The sequence below is a fragment of the Pirellulales bacterium genome (assembly GCA_033762255.1).
Taxonomy (GTDB): Bacteria; Planctomycetota; Planctomycetia; order Pirellulales; family JALHPA01; genus JANRLT01.
In genome coordinates this window covers 37,127-57,037 of record JANRLT010000022.1, presented here as the reverse complement: position 1 = coordinate 57,037, position 19,911 = coordinate 37,127, and the positions used below count along the sequence as shown (strand labels likewise).

12 protein-coding genes are annotated in these 19,911 nt (G+C 55.0%); 7 read left to right on the top strand and 5 right to left on the bottom strand.

The window, feature by feature from the left end; genetic code table 11:
• Positions 1-267 precede the first annotated feature (267 nt).
• A complete protein-coding gene (locus SFX18_07080; GenBank protein MDX1962897.1) occupies positions 268-8,943 on the top strand; it encodes a DNRLRE domain-containing protein in 8,676 nt (2,891 codons plus the stop codon).
• A gap of 90 nt (positions 8,944-9,033) precedes the next feature.
• Here the strand turns inward: SFX18_07080 and SFX18_07075 are convergent, their stop codons facing one another.
• Positions 9,034-9,729 carry a pirin family protein gene (locus SFX18_07075; protein MDX1962896.1) on the bottom strand — a complete coding sequence of 232 codons (696 nt, stop codon included), beginning with the start codon at positions 9,727-9,729 and terminating at the stop codon, positions 9,034-9,036.
• 225 nt (positions 9,730-9,954) lie between these two features.
• Here SFX18_07075 and deoC point away from each other — a divergent pair, with 225 nt between their 5' ends.
• The gene (deoC, locus tag SFX18_07070; GenBank protein MDX1962895.1) at positions 9,955-10,680 is read left to right on the top strand and encodes a deoxyribose-phosphate aldolase; all 726 of its coding nucleotides are present in this window, start codon (positions 9,955-9,957) and stop codon (positions 10,678-10,680) included.
• A 37-nt stretch (positions 10,681-10,717) separates the two neighbouring features.
• Here the strand turns inward: deoC and SFX18_07065 are convergent, their stop codons facing one another.
• The 4 genes from SFX18_07065 to SFX18_07050 all read right to left on the bottom strand — a co-directional run bounded on the left by SFX18_07065 (position 10,718) and on the right by SFX18_07050 (position 15,684).
• Complete coding sequence (locus SFX18_07065; protein ID MDX1962894.1) at positions 10,718-11,518, bottom strand: PPC domain-containing protein; 801 nt, start codon at positions 11,516-11,518, stop codon at positions 10,718-10,720.
• Between the two features lie 63 nt (positions 11,519-11,581).
• Positions 11,582-12,925 (bottom strand): DUF1501 domain-containing protein, encoded by a 1,344-nt coding sequence (locus tag SFX18_07060; protein MDX1962893.1) that lies wholly within the window; start codon positions 12,923-12,925, stop codon positions 11,582-11,584.
• A gap of 26 nt (positions 12,926-12,951) precedes the next feature.
• Complete coding sequence (locus SFX18_07055; protein ID MDX1962892.1) at positions 12,952-15,240, bottom strand: DUF1549 domain-containing protein; 2,289 nt, start codon at positions 15,238-15,240, stop codon at positions 12,952-12,954.
• Between the two features lie 204 nt (positions 15,241-15,444).
• Positions 15,445-15,684, bottom strand: a complete 240-nt coding sequence (locus SFX18_07050; protein MDX1962891.1) for a hypothetical protein — start codon at positions 15,682-15,684, stop codon at positions 15,445-15,447.
• Positions 15,685-16,021: 337 nt separating this feature from the next.
• On the opposite strand from SFX18_07050, the gene SFX18_07045 reads away from it, so the two are divergent.
• The 5 genes from SFX18_07045 to upp all read left to right on the top strand — a co-directional run bounded on the left by SFX18_07045 (position 16,022) and on the right by upp (position 19,885).
• Positions 16,022-16,321: a hypothetical protein gene (locus SFX18_07045; GenBank protein ID MDX1962890.1), complete on the top strand. Its 300-nt coding sequence runs from the start codon at positions 16,022-16,024 to the stop codon at positions 16,319-16,321.
• 79 nt (positions 16,322-16,400) lie between these two features.
• Positions 16,401-16,889, top strand: coding sequence for a hypothetical protein (locus tag SFX18_07040; protein ID MDX1962889.1), 489 nt, complete (start codon positions 16,401-16,403; stop codon positions 16,887-16,889).
• Between the two features lie 6 nt (positions 16,890-16,895).
• Positions 16,896-17,348, top strand: a complete 453-nt coding sequence (locus SFX18_07035; GenBank protein MDX1962888.1) for a DUF421 domain-containing protein — start codon at positions 16,896-16,898, stop codon at positions 17,346-17,348.
• Positions 17,349-17,701: 353 nt separating this feature from the next.
• On the top strand, positions 17,702-19,000 hold the full coding sequence (locus SFX18_07030) for a PEP-CTERM sorting domain-containing protein (GenBank protein ID MDX1962887.1): 1,299 nt from the start codon (positions 17,702-17,704) through the stop codon (positions 18,998-19,000).
• 249 nt (positions 19,001-19,249) lie between these two features.
• Positions 19,250-19,885, top strand: coding sequence for a uracil phosphoribosyltransferase (gene upp, locus SFX18_07025; GenBank protein ID MDX1962886.1), 636 nt, complete (start codon positions 19,250-19,252; stop codon positions 19,883-19,885).
• Positions 19,886-19,911 lie beyond the last annotated feature (26 nt).

Below are 19,911 nucleotides of genomic sequence, written 5' to 3'. Positions count from 1 at the left end.
TGCGTTAAACGGCGGAAATCCGCAAAAACATCATCGCGCTACTCACGCTTATTTAACAGTAATCAAATCGAATTGACATTCAGCTTTTAGCGTATCTTAACAATTCGCCATTAAACTTACTCTCACCGGTAGAGGTAAACCGGCTCGTCATGTCAATGGTTTATCGCGAATCTTTTCGCAGTAGATGATTGGCTGGATTCTTGGAGCAGTTACATCGGTTTTTTAACAGAGAATTTGCGCGCTTTCTACTTACTTAAGGATGACTTCATGGTGACCCGCACACTGGCTCGTTTGTTCGCCCGTAACCGTCAAACCGCCAACCTTCGTCACGGATCGACACGTTCTCAAGAGACTTTGCACCCGGCTCGGCAGGCTTTAAGCCGCAAAATTTCGCTGGAAAACCTGGAGGAACGCTTTGCCCTGTCAACCACCAGCACGTTCCAGGAAGGGGTGGATGGCTATATGGGGACGGCGGATACGCAGCTTTTGCAAGCCAACGCGGCCGCTCCCCAGGGTGCCACTGCTGGTATTTTGATTGACTTTACGGACGCTAATGCAAATAACGCCGGACATGGGTTGCTGCGATTTGACAATATCTTTGGCAATGGCGCGGGACAAGTTCCGCTCGGTTCTAGAATCATCTCCGCCCGTGTTGAATTCACAACTTTCAACGGTGGTGACGGCGGCCAGCTTTATCGGGTGTTAAACGCTTGGGATGAATCCACCGCGACTTGGGATTCCTTTACCGATGGCCTCGCCAATGACGGTATCGAGCTTAATACCGTCTCTTTTGCCCATGTGGGGAATGCCAGCCGCAACGCCGACGCCCCCAATGGCGTCGTTTATCCCGCCTTTGTCACCGAAGATGTCCAGGCCTGGTCGGATGGCACCGCCAATCACGGTTGGGGATTTATCCCCTGGGCCAGCGGCACCGACGGTTGGGAATTTCGTACCAAAGAGCATGGCACGGTTACCCAACGACCCCGCTTGGTCGTGGAATGGGAGCCAGCCGGGACCAACTTTATCACATTCCAAAATGGTGTTGGGGGCTACCAGGGAACCCAAGACACCTGGATTCAGCAAAATGTCCCCGCAGCGTTTACGGCGGGAACGCAGACCACCACCATTTTCTCGGATTTTACCGAACCAAATGCCAACGCCAATCATCAGCTTCTGATCCGTTTTGACAATATTTTTGGCAATGGCCCCAACCAAATTCCTTATGGTTCGACCATTAATGGCGCCAGCATGATGTTGCGCAGCTTTGGCAGCAACGCGGCGGGTGACGGCGGCACATTTCACCGGATGAAAATCGACTGGAATCAACTGACAGCCACGTACAACTCCCTGGGTGGCGGAGTCAACATCGACGGGGTAGAAGCGGAAACCGCTTTCAATACCCAAGCCGGCGTGGTCGCCCGCAATCCTAATTCTCAGGCTGGATTTCAACAGTTTGACATCTTGACGGACTTGCAAGCCTGGTCGAATGGCACACCCAATTACGGTTGGGTGATCAATCCCTGGGTGGATGGCACGGATGGTTGGGGGATCGAGCCTTCGGAGACGACTTTAGCGGCTTCGCAGCCCAAGTTATACATTTCGTTCACTCCCCCCGCAGCACCAGCCGGCACCACGCTTGATTTTAATAGCGGAGCGGTGACCTACAGCGCTGGAGCGGGACAAAACAACACCCTGGCGATCAGTTCGGATGGAACAACCTACACCCTTGCCGATTCCCAGCCAATCACGCTAACCGCCGCCGCGATCACCGCGGGTTGGACGGGAAGCGGCACCAACATCGTTACCGGTCCCGTGGCGGGCGTCACCAGCCTGAGTATCGATACCAATGACGGGGATGACGCCGTCACGCTTAATAGCGCGAGCAACACACTGTCGATTGCCGGCGGCGGCCAAGCGGGTGACACCTTTACCCTGGCCAACACCCTGAATCTGGCGGCCAATGTCACCATTTCCGAATTCAACAGCATCACCCGGACCGGTGCCGCCAGCTTTAATTTGGGTTCGGCCACATTGTCGCTGCAAGGTACGGGCATCGGTAGCAGCGGCTCACCCATTCTGTCTGCCGCGGGCAAATTGATCCTGACCGGCGGAGCAAATAGTGTGTTTGTTACCGAGGCGGACGGCGCGGACCTTACCGCGGTAGTCACCAATGATGGCAATTTAACCGTCTTAAATAGCGCGGGGACATTGCGGTTGGTTGGTCAAACCAGCGTGAACGGGGATGGCATGGTGGTGGGGGGGGATGCCGTGATCACCAGCAATGATGCCTTGGAATTAGCCCTCGACGCGGCGATTGCCATGTTTGATACCAGTTCCACGCTGACCCTGAATGCCAATGCCGACGGAATTGGCTCCGAGGGTTTCTTGCAAGGCGCCCAATATCAGGGGACAGCCGCCAATACCCAGGTTACCGTGTCAAATATTACCTCACGCAGCACCAGCGCCAACGCGGTGACGATCAATGTCAATACTGCTGGCGGCGGCACGGGCAACGCGGTCCTGGCTAATGCCACCGTCGCGGGGGGGGGGTATAATGTGCAAAGCAATAACGGTTCCATCTTGTGGAATCCCGCGATCGATGTCCCTGGTCGGACCGCAGGAAGCATCAACTTTATCACTTCCCGGTTGCTCTCGTTAAAGAATAGCCCGACTGGCAATGGCTCGATCGGGACACTGGCCGCTCCCATCCAAACCAACAGCGCGACCGAGGCGACCTCCGCCGCGGATTACCTGGCGGGCACGGGGGGTATCTTTATTCAAGAATGGAATGACGCAGATCTGACGATTGGTTCGGCCGGGGCAATCGCCGCTGGTGGCGATATCCAGATTTACCTCTCAGATGCCAATGGCCACAATTTGAGCATCAATGGTCCAGTCTATACGCCAAATGGCAATATCCGGCTCCAGGCCGATGACACCTTGAATGTGAATGCCGTCATTGGCAAGCCGGATGCCCTTTCTGGCAGCGTGACCAGCGGCACGATCACCATCGAAGCGAATTTGGACGGAGTTTCGGACGGACACCGCCTGGATATGACCAACTCCCCCGGTGTGTTCACGACTAATAACACCGCGAACGCAGTTACTCTGTCCCTCTCCGCGACTTCCGTCAGCAGCAACTTTAGCGCGATTATTATCAGCAATGTGGAAGTCGGCAACGGTGGCACGATCACGATCAACGCCGCGGCGGGTACCAACCCGGCCCGCGCGGGAAGTATCCTCAATGCCAGCATGGTCAACACGCTGAATGCCGGAGCGACGGGGACCGTGATCCTCAACGGCGGCGGCGGTGGTTCCGGTGGTTCCATTGGCGATAATCTGAACAGCATTCGCACAACCGCTGGCACGATTATTGCCACCACCACCCAGGATGGCATTTACATCACGGAAACGGACGGTGCGGATCTGACGGTCAATACCTCGGTTCCAGGTGGTTCAACGATTTCCGTTCCTTCGGTCGTCGTCAATAACCTATCGGGGCTGTTGCGAGTCACTGGTCCGTCGGCCAATGACAGCTTCACCGGCAGCGTGTTTTTCTTGCAAAGCCCGGGGGGAATTGAACTTGCCGCCCAGGTGGGAGATGCCAATAGCGGCCCGATCATTCTGGACGCCATGTCCGGCGATGTCTTTGCCTCCGCCCCGTGGAACATCCTCAATAATACCGTCACCGTGACGGATGGAAATGTTGTTCAGCTTGGCCCCACGACCACGCTGGGCGGAGGGATTCTGGTCTCGGCCACTGGTTTTGAAGTTGGTTCCGGCGAAAGCCTTCTGGGCTTTGGAACGGTGAGCGGGCCGTTGAGCATTCTTGCCGGAGGTACTGTTGCCCCCGGTCTTTCCCCCATTGGGTTGATCACCGACGATTTGACCCTGACCGCGGGTTCCACGGCCAGTTTTGACCTGAATGGCGTCACGGCCGGTAGCTTATACGACCAAATCAATACCGACAATTTCACCTTGGGTGGGGCGACGCTGGCACTAACGCTGGGCTATATGCCGACGTTGGGCGACTCGTTTACCTTGATTAATAACATGGGGACGGTTAGCGGCACCTTTGCCCAAGGGTCGAGCATCATCCTGGACACCTACTTCTTTACCATCAATTACGCCGGTGGCGATGGTAATGACGTGGTCTTAACCTATACCAAGACCGTGCCGGTCGTGGACGTGGTCAATGTCTTCCCCGATCCGCGTAATAGCTCGGTCGCGTCGATCCAGGTCAACTTTACCGAGGCGGTGAATGGCTTTGACATCAGTGATTTGACGCTTACCCGCAATTCATTGCCGGTATCGCTGACAGGAGTCACCGTTACCACCTCTAATAATATTAACTGGACGATCAACAACCTGACGGTGCCGACCAATCTGGATGGCAGCTACGTCCTAACGGTCACTGCCAATGGCACGATTGTCAGCCAGGATGATAATACCCCGCTGGCCGCCAGTGGTAACGAAGATTGGGTCAAGTCTGCCAGTGTCAATGCCGCTCCGGTCCTCGATAACACCGGGAACATGAGTCTGGGCGCAATCAACGAGGATACTATTTCCAATAGCGGCTCGCTGGTGTCGGCTATTATCAGCAGTGCGGGTGGCGATCGCATCACGGACCTGGATGGCGACCCCGAAGGGATTGCCGTGATTGGCGTTAGCAACTCCAACGGCGCCTGGGAATACTCGCTGGATAACGGAGCGACCTGGGCCAGCTTGGCGGGAGTGACGGCAAATTCCGCCCGCTTGTTGGCGTCGGACGCCACGACACGCGTGCGGTTTATCCCCAGCCCAAATTACAATGGTACCGTTTCCACGGGTTTGACCTTCCGCGCGTGGGATCAAAGCCAGGGTGTCAATGGCGATTTGTTTGATGCCTCGCTCAGTGGCTTTACCACTCCGTTTAGCGTGGCGACAGAAACTGCCAGCATCACTGTTACCCCCACCTTTGACAATCCGCTGATCAACAATTCGATCTTCTTGCAAGGGTTTAACGGCTACACCGGCACGGTGGACACGGTGATCCAAGCCGCCAACCCAACCGCCGACAACAGCGCCGCGACCACGCTCAGCGTCTCGCCGACCTCGGGTACTCAGCAAACGACGTTGCTCCGTTACGAGAATCTGTTCGGCAACGGGCCGGGCCAGATTCCGTTTGGTGCAAAAATCATTGATGCCTACTTAACACTGAACTCCACTGCAGCCAACCTGGGGGGACAACTGCACCGCATGGTTAGCAGCTGGTCCGCCACGGATAACTGGAACACATTTGGCGGAAACGGCATCCAAAATAACAATGTCGAGGCCCGCACGGCGTTTAATTCGTTTGCTGGCAGTGCCGCTGGCGGGGCGGGTGTCAATGCTGGTCAGGCAAATTTTGGCGTGCGGGATGACCTGCAAGCCTGGTCGAATGGCGAAACCAATAATGGTTGGGCTTTCTTGCCAATTTCACCCAATCCCTACACCTGGAGCCTGGATTCCTCCGAGGCGGCTATTGTGGGTAATCGCCCGCAACTGGTAGTCACCTGGATCACTCCCGGCACCCAAACGCTGGTGTTGCAGCAAAATGTGAATGGCTACACTGCCGGCTTTGACACCCAGGTATCGCAGAATGCCCCGGATGCCGATGCATCCAATGCCCAAACGATCCTGATTGACTTTACCGATGGGGGCAATAACGCCGCGCACGGAATTATTAAGTATGGCGATTTGGTGGGGAACGCGATCAATCAGATTCCCGCTGGTTCGACAATTCTAGGCGCCAGTTTGATGCTGTTTTCCAATTCAGGTAACTCCCGCGGTGATGGTGGACGGTTCTTCCGCTTGAACACCGACTTTGGGTTAAATCCAACCTGGAATACCACCGTTGAGGGTATTGATCCAGCAACCGAAACCACTGGCATTTACAGTGACCAGGCGGGACAAGCGGCTCTCTCCCCCAATGAACAGTCCGCCCGCAATTACTACAACGTCACTAACGATGTTCAGGCTTGGGTGAATGGCGAAGCCAACAATGGTTGGGGTATTGTTCCCTGGGCGGGTGGCAGCGATGGTTGGATCTTTAATAGTATGAATGCCACCACGGCGGACACCCGTCCGGAATTAACGATTTTCTACTTGCCACCTTCGGCCACGGCGGTTGCCGCGACGCTGGATGTGGTGGACGGTGTCCTGGCGTACTCCGCTGGAACGGGCTTTGCCAACAATGTTGTCATCAATGCGGCAAGCGGGGTCTACACGATCAGCGACAGTGGCGAGCCGATCACCCTGACCGCCGCCGCGATTGCCAACGGCTGGACATTGTCCGATGCCAACACCGCGACCGGGCCTTCTAGCAGCGTCAACCTGCTCAAGGTCAACACGGGAGACGGCGTGGATTCCGTCACGCTGCAAGCGATCGAGGATTCCTTGCAAATTGTCGGCGGCGGGCAACTAGGCGACTCACTCACCATCCTGGGCAATACGACCGCAGCCGGTGGCGAGGTTTCCATCAACAGCTTTTCCACCGTTACCCAAACCGCCGGCACCTTGATTAATGTGGGGAATGGCTTTGTGGATATCCGGGCGGGAGCGATCGGCACCAGCACGGACCCCATTCGCACACAGGCGGGGGCGATCACGGCCTTGGCTGGTGAAGGGGGAGCTTACGTCACCGAGTTGGATGGAGCCAGTATTCGCGGTTTGGCCATTGGAACGGGAGATGTCTCCTTTACCAATTTGTCTGGTATCTTGGCCGTCGACAGTGCCCTGCAGACCTACCAGGGAAATATTTTCCTAAGTAGCGATGACGGGATTGTGGTGAACGCCGATATCGGTAACTTGAGTATGTTGGGAACCATTACCATCAACGCCAACACCGATAATACCGGAGCCGAAGGCTACAGCCAAAGCCCGGTGGCAACCGTTTCCACGGATAACACGACCAATGCGGCGATCACGATTACGGTTGGCGGCGCGGGTGATGCCCGGTTGGCCCGGATGTCCACCGGCGGCGGTGTTTCCCCCAGCGTGGGCCGTCTGACCGTGAATGCCGGAGGTTCGATCCTGTTGGCCGAAGGCATTCCCACGCCGGATCGCCTCCTGACAAACTCCACCACCATCCGCGCCGCCGAGTTCTACCTGACCAGCGGCGCCAATGGCTCCATCGGAACGGTATCCAGTCCGCTCCCGTTGGATGCGGCGATTTCCATCAATCCCCAAACCGAGTTGGTGCATGGCCTGTACGGCACCGCGGGGACCGGCGGGTTATATGTGAATGCCTGGGGACCGAATGATTTCGCCGTGTTCAATGCCACCGCCACAGGTGGCGGGGTGACAGTGATGACCACTAACTCCACCGGCCATGATCTGACGATCCGCGGGCCGGTGACCACCCAAGGTCCGGGCGCGATTATCTTGCAGGCTGATGACAGCGTGTTCATTTACAGCGCTATTGGGGGTGCGGGCTTTGCCGGTACAGTCCAGATCGACACCAATTTAGATGGCGTCAGCACGGGCCATCAATTACTCATGGATCCCGCCAGCAGCATCACGACTAGCAACACCACCGCCAACGCAGTGTTGCTGACTGTCTCTGCCGAAGGGAATAGCCAAATTGTGCTCAACAATGTCACCACTGGCGATGGCGGCACGGTAACGGTGGATCCTTTGGCCCGAACCAGCGCCAGCCGGGCTGGCGGCATCACGATGCAACCGGGAGCCGTGGTCAATGTCGGCAGCGGCACCGTGGTATTGCTGGCCGATGAAAATAACATCGGCAGCCCCACCCAGCCGGTTCGCACCCAGGCGGGCACGGTTGTGGCGACCAACATTAATGGTGGCATCTACTTGAGCGAAGTGGATGGCGCGAGCTTTACCGCTAATACCACCAGCGGCAACGCGACCCATGACATTGTGATTACCAATGACGCCGGCGTCCTGCGGATTGGTGGAGCCACTGGTACGGACAGCGGCGCGCCGATCAGTCTGACTAGCGCAGGGGGAGTCACCCTCAGTGCCAATATCACCGATATCGACAGCGGGTCGCTGACCATTGCCGCCGCCGCGGGCGTCACGGTCGATGGCACGGTCTCTATCGCGAAAAACGTCAACCTGGTAGATACCGATCCCCTGCCCTTGGTTGACACCCGCGATGTCACGATCACCGTTGGCTCTGGCCTGACGGTAAATGGTTTGCGTGGCGACGCGCTTTCGTTATTGGGAAATGCCAGCCGCTTGACAATCCGTGAAAACGGCTTGGCCAACGGCCTGTTGGTGTTGAATAGCCTGGCGATGAGCGGCGAAAGCCTGATTGACCTGAACGATAACGATTTGGTCTTGAATTATGATCCGTTGGGGACCAACCCCACGGGTGATATTACGGCCTTTATCGATAACTATTACTCGTTTGGCCTTATCGCCACCGGCAGCGGTGTGCCCGTCATCGGCAGCACCACAGTCGACAACTCTGGAGGCGGCCGGATCATCATTGCGGTGGATAACGCCAACAGCCAGTTCGGCGACGTTGGTAATCCCTTCTACGATCTGACCTTGGGTAATTCGACCTTTGGAACCGGATTTAATCAAACGATTATCCGCTTTACCTATCCGGGCGATTATAACCTCGATGGCCAGGTCGATGGAGCCGATTACACCGTGGTTGATTCCTTCTTGGGATCCACCACGCCGGGCCTCTCCGGTGGATGGACTCTGGGCGATGGGGATTTTGACGGATTGGTCACACCAGCTGACTACCTGCCCATCGACTCGAACTTTGGTTCGGGCGTGGGGAATCCGCTGGCCGCCGGGGATGTGATCGCCTTGTTTAGCGAAAGCGATGTTGAAAGCCTGGTGGGAGCGGATGTTCTGGCCGGAGCCGTTTGGCATCAGGCGGAAGAATCCACCACCAAGTCAGCCCGCGGACTCGCCGTGGCGGACTTCTTTGGCGAGTTCTAAACAATACTCCCCGATTGTTGCATTTGCCAATCGATTTCATTGTCATTGAATCCCGTTCCACTAACGCCCGGAGTTCTCCGGGCGTTTTTTTTATGCCAGATCAAACAGCAGCGCTTGGGCGGGTTGGACACATGTTAGACTTAGTCGCGCCGGTCCCGCTCCATACAAGGCATCGCCGGCTGCCAGCATCTGGCCGTTCACGGTGATTTCGCCCGTGGCCACATGTAGCCACAAGTGTCGAGACTCGTTGAGAGAATGGAAAACTTCTTGACCGGTATTCAATTTGCCGATCCACAAATCGGCGTCCTGGTGAATCAAGATCGACCCCGCGCGGCCATCCGCGCTGGCGACCAGCCGCAACGTTCCGGGTTGTTGATCCGTTAATGACATTTCCGCATAGCGGGGAGCGACTCCACGGGTGTCGGGCTTGATCCAAATTTGGAGCAAGTGCGTCGGCGTGGCGGGATTGGGGTTAAATTCACTGTGGAGGATTCCCGTTCCCGCCGCCATGTACTGCACGTCTCCCGCGCGCAAGATTCGCCCATTCCCCAGGGAATCGCGGTGTTCCAGTTCTCCCTCCAGCATGTAGGTAATGATTTCCATGTCGCGGTGGGGATGTTGTCCAAAGCCCTGTCCGGGCATAATCCAGTCATCATTGATAACGCGCAGATGGCGGTAGCCGGTCCATTGGGGATCGTGGTAATCGGCAAAGCTAAACGTGTGAAAAGACTCCAGCCAACCATGCTGAACATGGCCGCGCGCGTTCGATTTTCTAACCTGAAACATAAGGCTTATCCAGGGGGAAAACAGAAAGATTGGCATTCAATCCACTGAAATCAATCATTCGGAGGCAAAGCGCGAAAATCAAGCGATGCACAAAATCATCCCCCATCCCCGCTTGACACCTTGAAATTGCCCTGTCCAATGGTGAGATCCCTGCGGTTTCCCCGCATTTGCCTAAAATCGCGGGGAAGCGCTATAAAGATAATTCCCTGGCGTAGAGTTAAAACCATGTCGTGGACATACGCGGAAATCGCCAAGTTGATCGATCATGCCCTATTGACCCCCGCGTTAAAAGAGGAGCAATTAGACGCGGGCTGTCGTCTGGCGCTCGATTATGATGTGGCTAGCGTCTGCATTTTGCCCTATGCCGTTACCCGCTGCGCGAACATTTTGCGCGGCGGCACGGTGCGGGTAAGCACGGTGATTGGCTTTCCCCACGGGGGACAACATGCCTCGGTCAAGCTGGCCGAGGCCCGCCAGGCCCTGGCCGATGGCTGCGAGGAACTGGATGTGGTCATCAATATCAGCCAGGCGGTCAGCGAGCGCTGGAATTATTTGACGGCGGAATTAGCCCCCATCATTCAGACCACCCACGACGCGGGCCAAAAAGTAAAAGTCATTTTTGAAAATTGCTATCTCACCGACGCGCACAAACGCGAATTGTGCAAAATCTGCTCGGATTTGGGCGCGGATTGGGTAAAGACCTCGACGGGATTCGGCAGCGGCGGCGCCACGCTGGACGATTTGCGGCTGATGCGGGCTTATGCCGCCCCGCATGTGCAGATAAAAGCGGCCGGGGGACTGCGCGACCTGGACATGGTCCTAGCCGCGCGGGAATTGGGCGCGACCCGCTGCGGCACGAGCCGGACGGCGGAAATCCTAGATGAATGCCGCAAAAGGCTGAATTTGACCCCGTTGGCGGCAACCACCAGCGCTCCCGCCGGGGGGTATTAGGGACTTGCCGCCAGGGTAAATGGAACGGGGCTAATGATTACTCCGCCCGCAAACTTAGCACATAGTCGTGTATATTGCTTCCCAAATCGTTGGCGTCAATCACCGATAAATAATAAACGCCATCCGTCGCGACCGTATACTCCAACCGCGGATCGCGCGTCCCCGGGGCATCGTCATTGACGACCAGGATCCGCCCGCGGTCATCAAAGAGGGTCAAATGGGCATCCAAGGGAGAACCGCGCCTAGCGGCACTAAGTTCTAGCACATATTTCTTTCCACTCATGAGTTGAAGGCGAAACACGTCCACATCGCGCGGAGCATCGATTTTTCCCACAACCACTTGATCAAGTGGCAAATCCTGGGCGTCTTTAAATCCCCCGGCCGGTTCCCGTTGTTCCAAATATTTCTCACGCGGGATCACTTGTGTTTGATAGGTGGCCTCTCCCTGATCCGTAACCACGGTTAAGGGGATTTCCCCGGCATCAAGAGGGGCGGAAAGCTGCAATTCCAGCTCGACGAATGAATCTCCCGCGACGGACGCTTCGACATCTTGTGGCGGTTTAGAAGCCTCAGCCTTTACTAGTTTTACCGTGACGCCGCCCTGCGCGGACTTTACTTCTTTGCAGGATTGCAGCCGTTGTCCGCGCAAAATCAACATGCCTTGATAGTCATGCGGAATCGCCAATGGTACGGACAGCTTCAACTCTGGGGGTTTGGGGGCTTTGTCTTTGTCCGGAGTTTCTTCCGCCCCCAAGGGGGCCGCCGCTAGGCATACGCCAACTAGTCCGCTTCCCAGCCAGCGGCACATCGGTAACAAAAAAGGCGAGTTGGCCGCCATAATGGCTCCTGGGGGTGGTGGTTAGAAAATTAAAAATGAATCAAGGCAATGACATGGACCTGACTAAACAAACAGTTCCCGCACAAATTCCCCTTTATCTAGAATGGGAATGATCCGTCCATCCGGCGTGGTCAGTTCGATATCGGGGTTGATGCCCAGGGCCGTTAAAATAGTATGGGCCACATCCGCCGGGGCGATAGGCTGTTCCAGGACTTGCGATCCGGTGCGGTCGGTCTGGCCGATAATTTTGCCCCGCGCGATCCCCGCCCCCGCGAACAACAGCGATGCCGCCGGTCCCCAGTGGTCGCGCCCCGCGTCTTTGTTAATTTTGGGTGTTCGGCCAAACTCACCCATGCACACGACCAGGGTGTCTTTGAGCAGGCCGCGCTGGTCCAGATCTTCAATCAAGGCGGAAAAGCCGCGGTCAAACTCCGGGAGTTTGTTGTCAAGATTTTCAAAGATTTTGCCGTGGTGGTCCCAGCCGCCATAGTTCACGGTGGCAAAGCGAATGTTGTGCTCGATCAAGCGCCGAGCCAAGAGGCAGCTTTGGCCAAAAGTGTTGCGGCCATATCGATCACGCAGGGTTTCATCCTCGCTTTTGATATCAAATGCCTTTTTGGCCTCGGGCGTTAAGACCATGTTGGCTGCGCGTCTGCGAAACTCATCATAAGTGGCGATTTGATCATTTCCCTCGACTTGGCGTTGCAGGCTATCAACCGCGGCAAGCAGTGATTCACGCCGTTCCAGGCGCGTCCCGGCGGCGTTTCCCGCGGGACTGAGGTCGCGGACCTGGAAATTTTGGTTGTTTGGGTCCCCCGTGGCAAAGGATTCATACCGCCCCCCCAGGAACGCGCTTTTTCCCAGTTCCCATGTAAAGGACGGGTTTTTCGGGATGGCCATATAGGGGGGGAGCACGCCGCGAAAGCCCAATTGCTGCGAAACGACCGCGCCAATGGCGGGAAAGTCGCCAAAAGGGGAGCCAAAACGCCCCGATAGCACCCAATTGGTGGCGGTCTCGTGATGGTCGTTATGATGCGCGCCGCTGCGTACCAGCGTCAGCCGGTCCATGACATCCGCCATTTTCGGTAGTAATTCGCAAATGGACAGACCGGGGATCTTGGTGGGTATAGAGCCGTATTTGCCGCGGATTTCCGCGGGAGCGCCGGGCTTCATATCAAAGGTGTCGTGGTGGGATAGCCCTCCGCCTAAAAACACTAAAATGACGCTTTTAGCGCGGGGCGCGCTAGGCGTTCCCTGGATATGGGCTTCTTGGGCGCAGGCCTCCAACTTTAAAATGTCCGCCAACCCCAGGCCCAACATACCTAGGCCCCCCACGCGCATAAAGTCCCGTCGCGTGGTTCCAGAGCAGAACGATCGCTTATCCCGGCCAAGATAAAAATCAAGCATGGTCGACCGCCAGAAGGCTAAGGTTGTTAGTGATTAAAGGAAAACTCTTTGCTATTTAGCAGAGCCCAAAACAGGTCTTGAAAAAATTCGGTTTTGTTATGGGAGGACTGTCTTACCTGCCTAAGTTTTTTCATTTCCGCCCCCTCCGGAAATCGTGACAGCGTGTGCAGGTATAGTTCTTCGATCATGGCCTGTTCGGCGCTCTCCGGCAATTCTGATGTAGTTGTGCTGGCAGCGGCTGGGTCGCCGGGTGCCAGCAATTTTGCCAGCCGTCCCTCCCCCGCGGTCACTTTGTCCCATAGTTCCGGACCACATTGCAGATGCAAGAGCTGCGTCACGCTTAAATCATTTTTACGCTCGCATGCGCAGGCGGTCACGCGATCAGAACGACCAAATTGGCTGAGGAAATACGATTCGACTTTTGGCTCGGGTAATTGAATGGCCCGCAGGCCGCGCGGATAGCCAGCGAAATCCTGAGCTTGGTCGGTCGCCTGGCAGATTGCGTCAAAGAGAACTTCCGCTGGTAAGCGCCGCGCCGCATAGTGTGAGTAAAACTTGGAATCGGCCGCGTTGCCCGGGAGGGTTCGCGAGGATAACTGATAAGCGCGGGAATTCGCCATCTCCCGCAGGAGCGCCTTTACATCGTAGTTGTGCGAGATAAAAAAGTCCGTCAGGGCATGCATTAATTCGGGGTGGCTGGGAGGATTGCTGGCCCGCAGGTCATCCACGGGTTCCACTAATCCCGTCCCATACATATGTCGCCACAGGCGATTGACCATGGCCGAGGCAAATTGCTCTTTGCCAGCACCGGTGATCCATTTTGCTAGATTCTCCCGCGGGTCCAGCTTATCCCCCATCTCCGCCGGTTGGCGATCCAAGGTTTGCGGCGGCATCATTTTGCCGGTGCGCGGTTGGCGGGCCGCTATTTTTTGATTTTTATCCTGCCATTCAAATGTAAGCTCTGTTGCCCCCGCGCGGCTGTTTTCCCGTTTTAGTTTTAACGAGGCAAAGAATGCGGCAAAGTGGTAGTAGTCATCCTGTGTGTAACGCTCGAGCGGATGATTATGGCATTGAGCGCAGCCAATCCGCGTTCCCAAGAACGCCTGGGCGACGCTGGCGACCACTTCAGATTCGTCCGCGCGTTGTTTTTCACCGACCGTAACCACAAAGTACCCCACGGCAGGATGCTCATCCGCGCTTCCCTGGCTGGTTAGAACCTCCCGCGCCAGTTGATCCCAGGGGGTGTTGTCCGCGACCTTTTGGCGTATCCAGGCCTGAAATCGGCGGACATCCTTGGCCCCGCGAACATCATGGTCACGTTCGCGGCGATTTTGCAACAGATCGGCATAAAACAACGTCCAATAGTCAATGTATTCCGGTCGTGCCAATAATTGATCAATTAACTGTTCCCGCTTGTTGGTCGAGGGGTTTTGTATAAATTGGCGGACTTCCGCTGCCGTGGGCAACGTGCCAATCAGATCCAGATAAACGCGGCGCATAAATTCCACATCGGTGGCGTCGGGCGAAGCCGGTATTCGTAGCGCTGACAGCTTTTTAAAGATCCATTCATCGATAAATCCCGCGGGGGTCGGCATGGTGGCGGTATCAGCCTGGGTGTCAGCAACACCCGGCATGGGCACGGTCATGACGCAGGTCTCCACCTGCGTCATAAAATGCGCCCGAATGCTGGTCTCGCCGGGACGCACCGCTGTTAATAGCCCGGTCGGCTGAATATCGATGACATTTCCATCATTGCTAAAAAATTGCGTGAGCCAGGTAACGTCGCGCACGGTGTTATCCGTGTAGCGTGCCTGTACCCGAATTTGCCGTTGATCACCCACGTTCAGGATTTGTGGTCCCGGGGTAAGTTCCAAGGAACTGACTTGAGGCTCGTTGCCGGTTAAGGAAGGCGCGCCGGCGGCGATCCATTGTTTGAGCAGATCATAGCCGGGGGAGTCAACGGGCAATAGCGCGCCGCCGCCATGCGGAACTTGACCGCTGGCCTTGCGTAACAGCAAACTTTGCTCCGGAGCCGCCAAATTGATTCGCCGTCCGCGTGATTCCTTGACCAAGCGTTCCCAATCCCAATCGGGGGCATACCCCCGCAGTGATAGCTTAAAGCCGTTGCGACCGTCATTTTTGCCGTGGCAGGCTCCTTGGTTGCAGCTAGCTTTGGTTAATAGCGGGACGATATCATTGGCAAAGGAAGGAGGTTCCGCGGCGAATACGGTCCCCGCGATCAATACGGTAAATAGGAATAAGCCATAGCGGATACAGTTGCGGTGACAGCACAAAAATGCAAAAGCTGCGCGCATAGGTGCAAATGACCAAAAGTGGGACACAACAGTCACGATAGTTGCCGTGGGCAATAAGCGGGGCAACCAAAAAGGTGGGAAGAACCGAGGTTTGGCATGTCAACCATCAACCGCGGGCCTCAATAGATTATGCCCGATCCCCTGGCCTAAAAGCAAGCAGAAATTCTAAAGAAATATTTTCCAAAAAAGCGATTGTTTGCTGAATTATCCGGATCGTTTTTTGCGAGCCGCTTTTCGTTTTGTGGTGCCTTTTGTGGAAATTTTAGGCTTGCCATAGCCTCCTCCGCCTGGTTTTTCACCCCCCTGGCTGGTTTTATTCACGGTTGCCCAGGCTCTGCTTTTGGCGGTTTTTTTGCCAACACCCCGTTTGGCATAGGACTCGGCAATATGCTCGGCTTGGCGCTTTTGTTTATCAGTGTACTTGTCTTTTGAACCGCGCGGCATGATTTGTCTCCTTAATGTTTGTAAGAAAATGTGCAGTTATCATGCCAGCTTTAAAACGATAGAAAGATCATCCACCGATAACAAGGGAAAGGCCGTACCAAATAATAAAAGTGGCTAGTTTATGAACTAAGCGGTTTGAATTTGTCCACAACCCTCGCGGACGTTATTCAACAATTTATTCAAAGAACGTTAATTGCAAGATTCATGCGCGCTCCATGAGGCTGCGGCACAAAAAATGCAGGTGGCTTATTGGCACGTTCCGCCATCGGTCGAATTTCCAAACTCACCAAAACACGTTCGCCATTAACGCACGCCATTATTTTAAGGAGTACTCAGCATGTCACCCACATCCACTCGCAACGCCGGTACAAACTGGTCGGGAATATCCGGCAATGAGCCTTCCCGCCATGAACATCGCGAAGGACAGGTCGCGCGCACCATTGAACAGCAAACAGCCAAATTGCCATCCGACCTTTTTTTGTGGGCGGCCACGGCCTCCATTGGCACATCATTGGTTTTACAATTATGCGGCCGTCGTCAAGCCAGCGTATTTGTGGGCCAATGGGCTCCGACTTTTTTAATTTTGGGTTTATATAACAAGCTGGTCAAAGTCGCGGGAACCGACGCGGCATCATAAGTGCCCCCCTCATGGGAATCACCCAATAACTCCGGCGGATGCCAGAGACCCCTGAGCTGGCATTCGCTGGAGATTTTTTATGGATACATTGGACTTGGAGCAGCCGAAAAAGTTGCAGTGGCAAAAAATGGAGTTTTATGTCTTTCGGGGCGCTTGGTTGATATTTAGCTTGGCACTTTTGGCGGGTTTGGCGGGGGGATTTGGTCAAGGGTGGATTTCCGGGGCAACGGCACGGGGTAAATCCGCGACGATTGAATATGACTGGCTAGCCCGGTATGCCGCCCCCGCAAAACTTCAGATATTTCTGGGTGACTTGGAACACCAAGAAACCTGCGAACTTGCGCTGGCAAATAATTTTATACGAGGGGTTGAAATTGATGAATTCAAGCCGCAACCCTTGCGAACCAGGGTGGGGGAAGACCGTGTAACTTTCGTATTTGCAACGGATGGCGCTGACAAAATTGCCATTACTTGCGATTACCAACACCAGCAAGCGGGTTGGCACGAATCTCTTATTTGGCCCGATGGCGATGAACCCTTACGTTTACGGCAATGGGTCTATCCATAAATCGCCATGGACACAATTATTCGCGGCACCGTGGTTTATCTATTTGTGTTTGTCATTTTTCGCGTGGCGGGAAAGCGTACGCTGTCGCAAGCGACTGTCTTTGACTTGGTACTGGTTCTCCTTATTAGTGAAACCACACAACAAGCCATGGTGGGAAGCGATCATTCCCTCACAAACAGTATATTACTAATTATGACGTTGGTGGGTTGGGATGTGGCTTTGTCCCTCGTTAAATTTTATTTACCGGTGACCGAACCGCTTTTGGATGGCAACGCCCTCATTTTGCTCAAAGATGGCAAACTGCAAGAGGATCGTTTACGCCTGGAACTAATTCATCCGGACGATATTTTAGAGGCGGCGCGGAATCAATTAGGTTTAGAAAACCTATCCCAAGTTAAGATGGCGGTCCTGGAGAAAGGGGGCAAAATCAGCATTGTGCCGTGGGAAAAGAAAGTTTGATGGGAGCGCTTCTTTAAATACCCTGCAACTTTAGCGGCAAAATGGTTTGTGATTAATTGAGTTGCTATTAAATTCTAATGAACAAATGCCAGGAAATTACTGGCCTCTTATTATTTTATTTTCTAAATAACACAAAGATTTATGCGCCAAATTGTTGTGCTCTTGTCAAGGGGTGGGTACATTGCAATCAACAGTAATGCGGGAAAACGCAAATCTTTGGTATTAAGTAGTTACACGCCTCCAAAAATACGTTTCTGTGATTGCTGATTAGCACTAATGTGGGTCTGTGCGGCAAGGGCCAAGCCACATCGACCATTCTTTGCCTGGCCCTGTTCCTGAAAGGAGCGAGTCTAATGAATCGCAAGCTGAAACAATTGATTCGTGTTGCGCCGTTGGTCTCTTTGCTGTATGCCGGTCCTGTTTTGGCGACCATTCCCTACACCCCGGTCATGCTGCCGCCGGGTGCCTTTCCAGCCGTGGGCAAGGGAGTGATTGACCCCGCCTTGGTCTTTGGCAAGGAATATTCCCACGATATTGACTTAAACATTGCCCCGATCCCGGACCCGGAACAAGTCATTGCCTGGGATGGTATCGGCGGGGTGCTGGATGGGGTCGATTTTAGCGGGACGCGCGGGCCGAACTTTCCCCGGGAACAAGAAGTTGACGCCCTGGGAAACAGCGGTGACGCCCTCTACACCGAGCTTTTGCAGTTTACCCCGCGTGGGGTCATTTATCCCGATCGCGCGCATTTGATTTTTTCGATTGATGACACCGTCGCACGTTATATTGCAACGCCCACGGCGGGACGGATTTTGGAAAAACCCTCGACCATTCCTCTGATTCCGTTTTCCGGTCCGGTGTTGTTGACCAATGGTAATGTGATTGGTGGTTCCGGGGACATCTCGGTCGAGGAATCCGGTGCGTTTAATGGCTTTGCCATTCAACACGTTTGGGCTCCCGCCCCGCGAGTCAACGGCATGCCCGTTCCGCGCGATGTGGATGGCCTGGAGGTTTGGGGGCCAGAGCCGGGGGTTACCGCCGACTCGGACAAGTACTCTCTCGATGTTGATGTGCTAGGAGGCGCGGGAGCATCGGTCTTTAGTTATGATCTGGCCGCGACCAGCGTCCCCTACATCAGCCATGCGGCCGTGGTTTCCGCGGTCGAGGCTCTCTTGGGACCTGTTCCCACCACCGCGATGGATAGCCATGGCGATAACCTGATCTGGCGTGAAGCGGTCAATCTGGACGCGCTGATGGTCCGGGATATTGTCGGCACCAACATGCGGTTTGAAAGCGAATCCGATCCCGCTGGCAACGCTGGAATTAGCGATAGCATCATCTTTAGCATCCGCCAGATGCCCGATCCCGCCGATCCCGATGGGTATTACGCGACCGGCAGCGAGATCTTTTGGATGACGGCCAGCGGTGGTTCCGGATTTTTATTCCATGGCGGGCATTTGTGGGATCATGCTTATGCCCTTTCGGATTTGGGTCTTGCTGGTTTGGGGCCCAACGAACGGGCTTATATTGACATCAATGCCCTGGAAGCCATTGGCGAGGTCGTTATTCCCGAACCCTCCACCTACGTGCTGTTAGGCCTGGGTGCCGTAGCCGCTTTGGCTTGGCGTCGGCGGGCTGTGCGGATGGCCTAACCGCTGATTCTTCTTTATTGAAAAAATTAAATTCGTCATCGCCACGAATTCCCTCAGGGTTGGCCTTTTTGGCTAACCCTGATTTTATTTGGGGATGAATGCCTTAAATTCATCAGCCCGACAAATACAACCCCATACCCGTAAAAATTTATAAAATTACGCTGTTCGGAGGCATGCCTACCATCTACATTCAGATTGTATGAATGAAAATTTCAAATTCTTTGGATTGCCCTGGCGAATGGAAGTTTTATGCAGGAACATGTCTCTTGTGCCACGCATCCGCTTATCCAGCATCATCTGGCCAACTTGCGCGACCAATCCACTCCCCCCGCCGAGTTTCGCCGGCTCATTCAACGTTTGTCGGTGTTGTTGGCTTATGAGGCCACCCAAGATTTGCCGCTCACCACGGTTTCGGTGCAAACACCCCTGACGATGACCCAGGGGGCGGTTCTGCGGCAACGGATCGGCCTGGTCCCCATCTTGCGCGCGGGATTGGGCATGGTGGATGGCATCTTAAATCTCATTCCCGACGCCGAGGTCTGGCATTTGGGGGTTTACCGGGATGAAGCCACCGCCCAACCCGTGCAATACTATAGTAAACTGCCGGCGAGCCAACCGGTGGATTTGGCGTTGGTGGTGGATCCGATGTTGGCCACGGGGGGATCGGCGGTGGCGGCTTTGCAAATTCTCAAAAAATGGAATGTGCCGCGGCTAAAACTTTTGGCGATTATCGCGGCCCAGGATGGCATCAATCACGTGCGGGATCAACTCCCCGAGGTCGACATTCATGTCTGCGCCATCGATCCGGAATTAAACGACCATAAATATATCGTGCCGGGGCTGGGAGACGCCGGAGACCGGATTTTTCACACCATCCAACGGTAAAACCGGTTGCCGCTCGCTCATGCGAC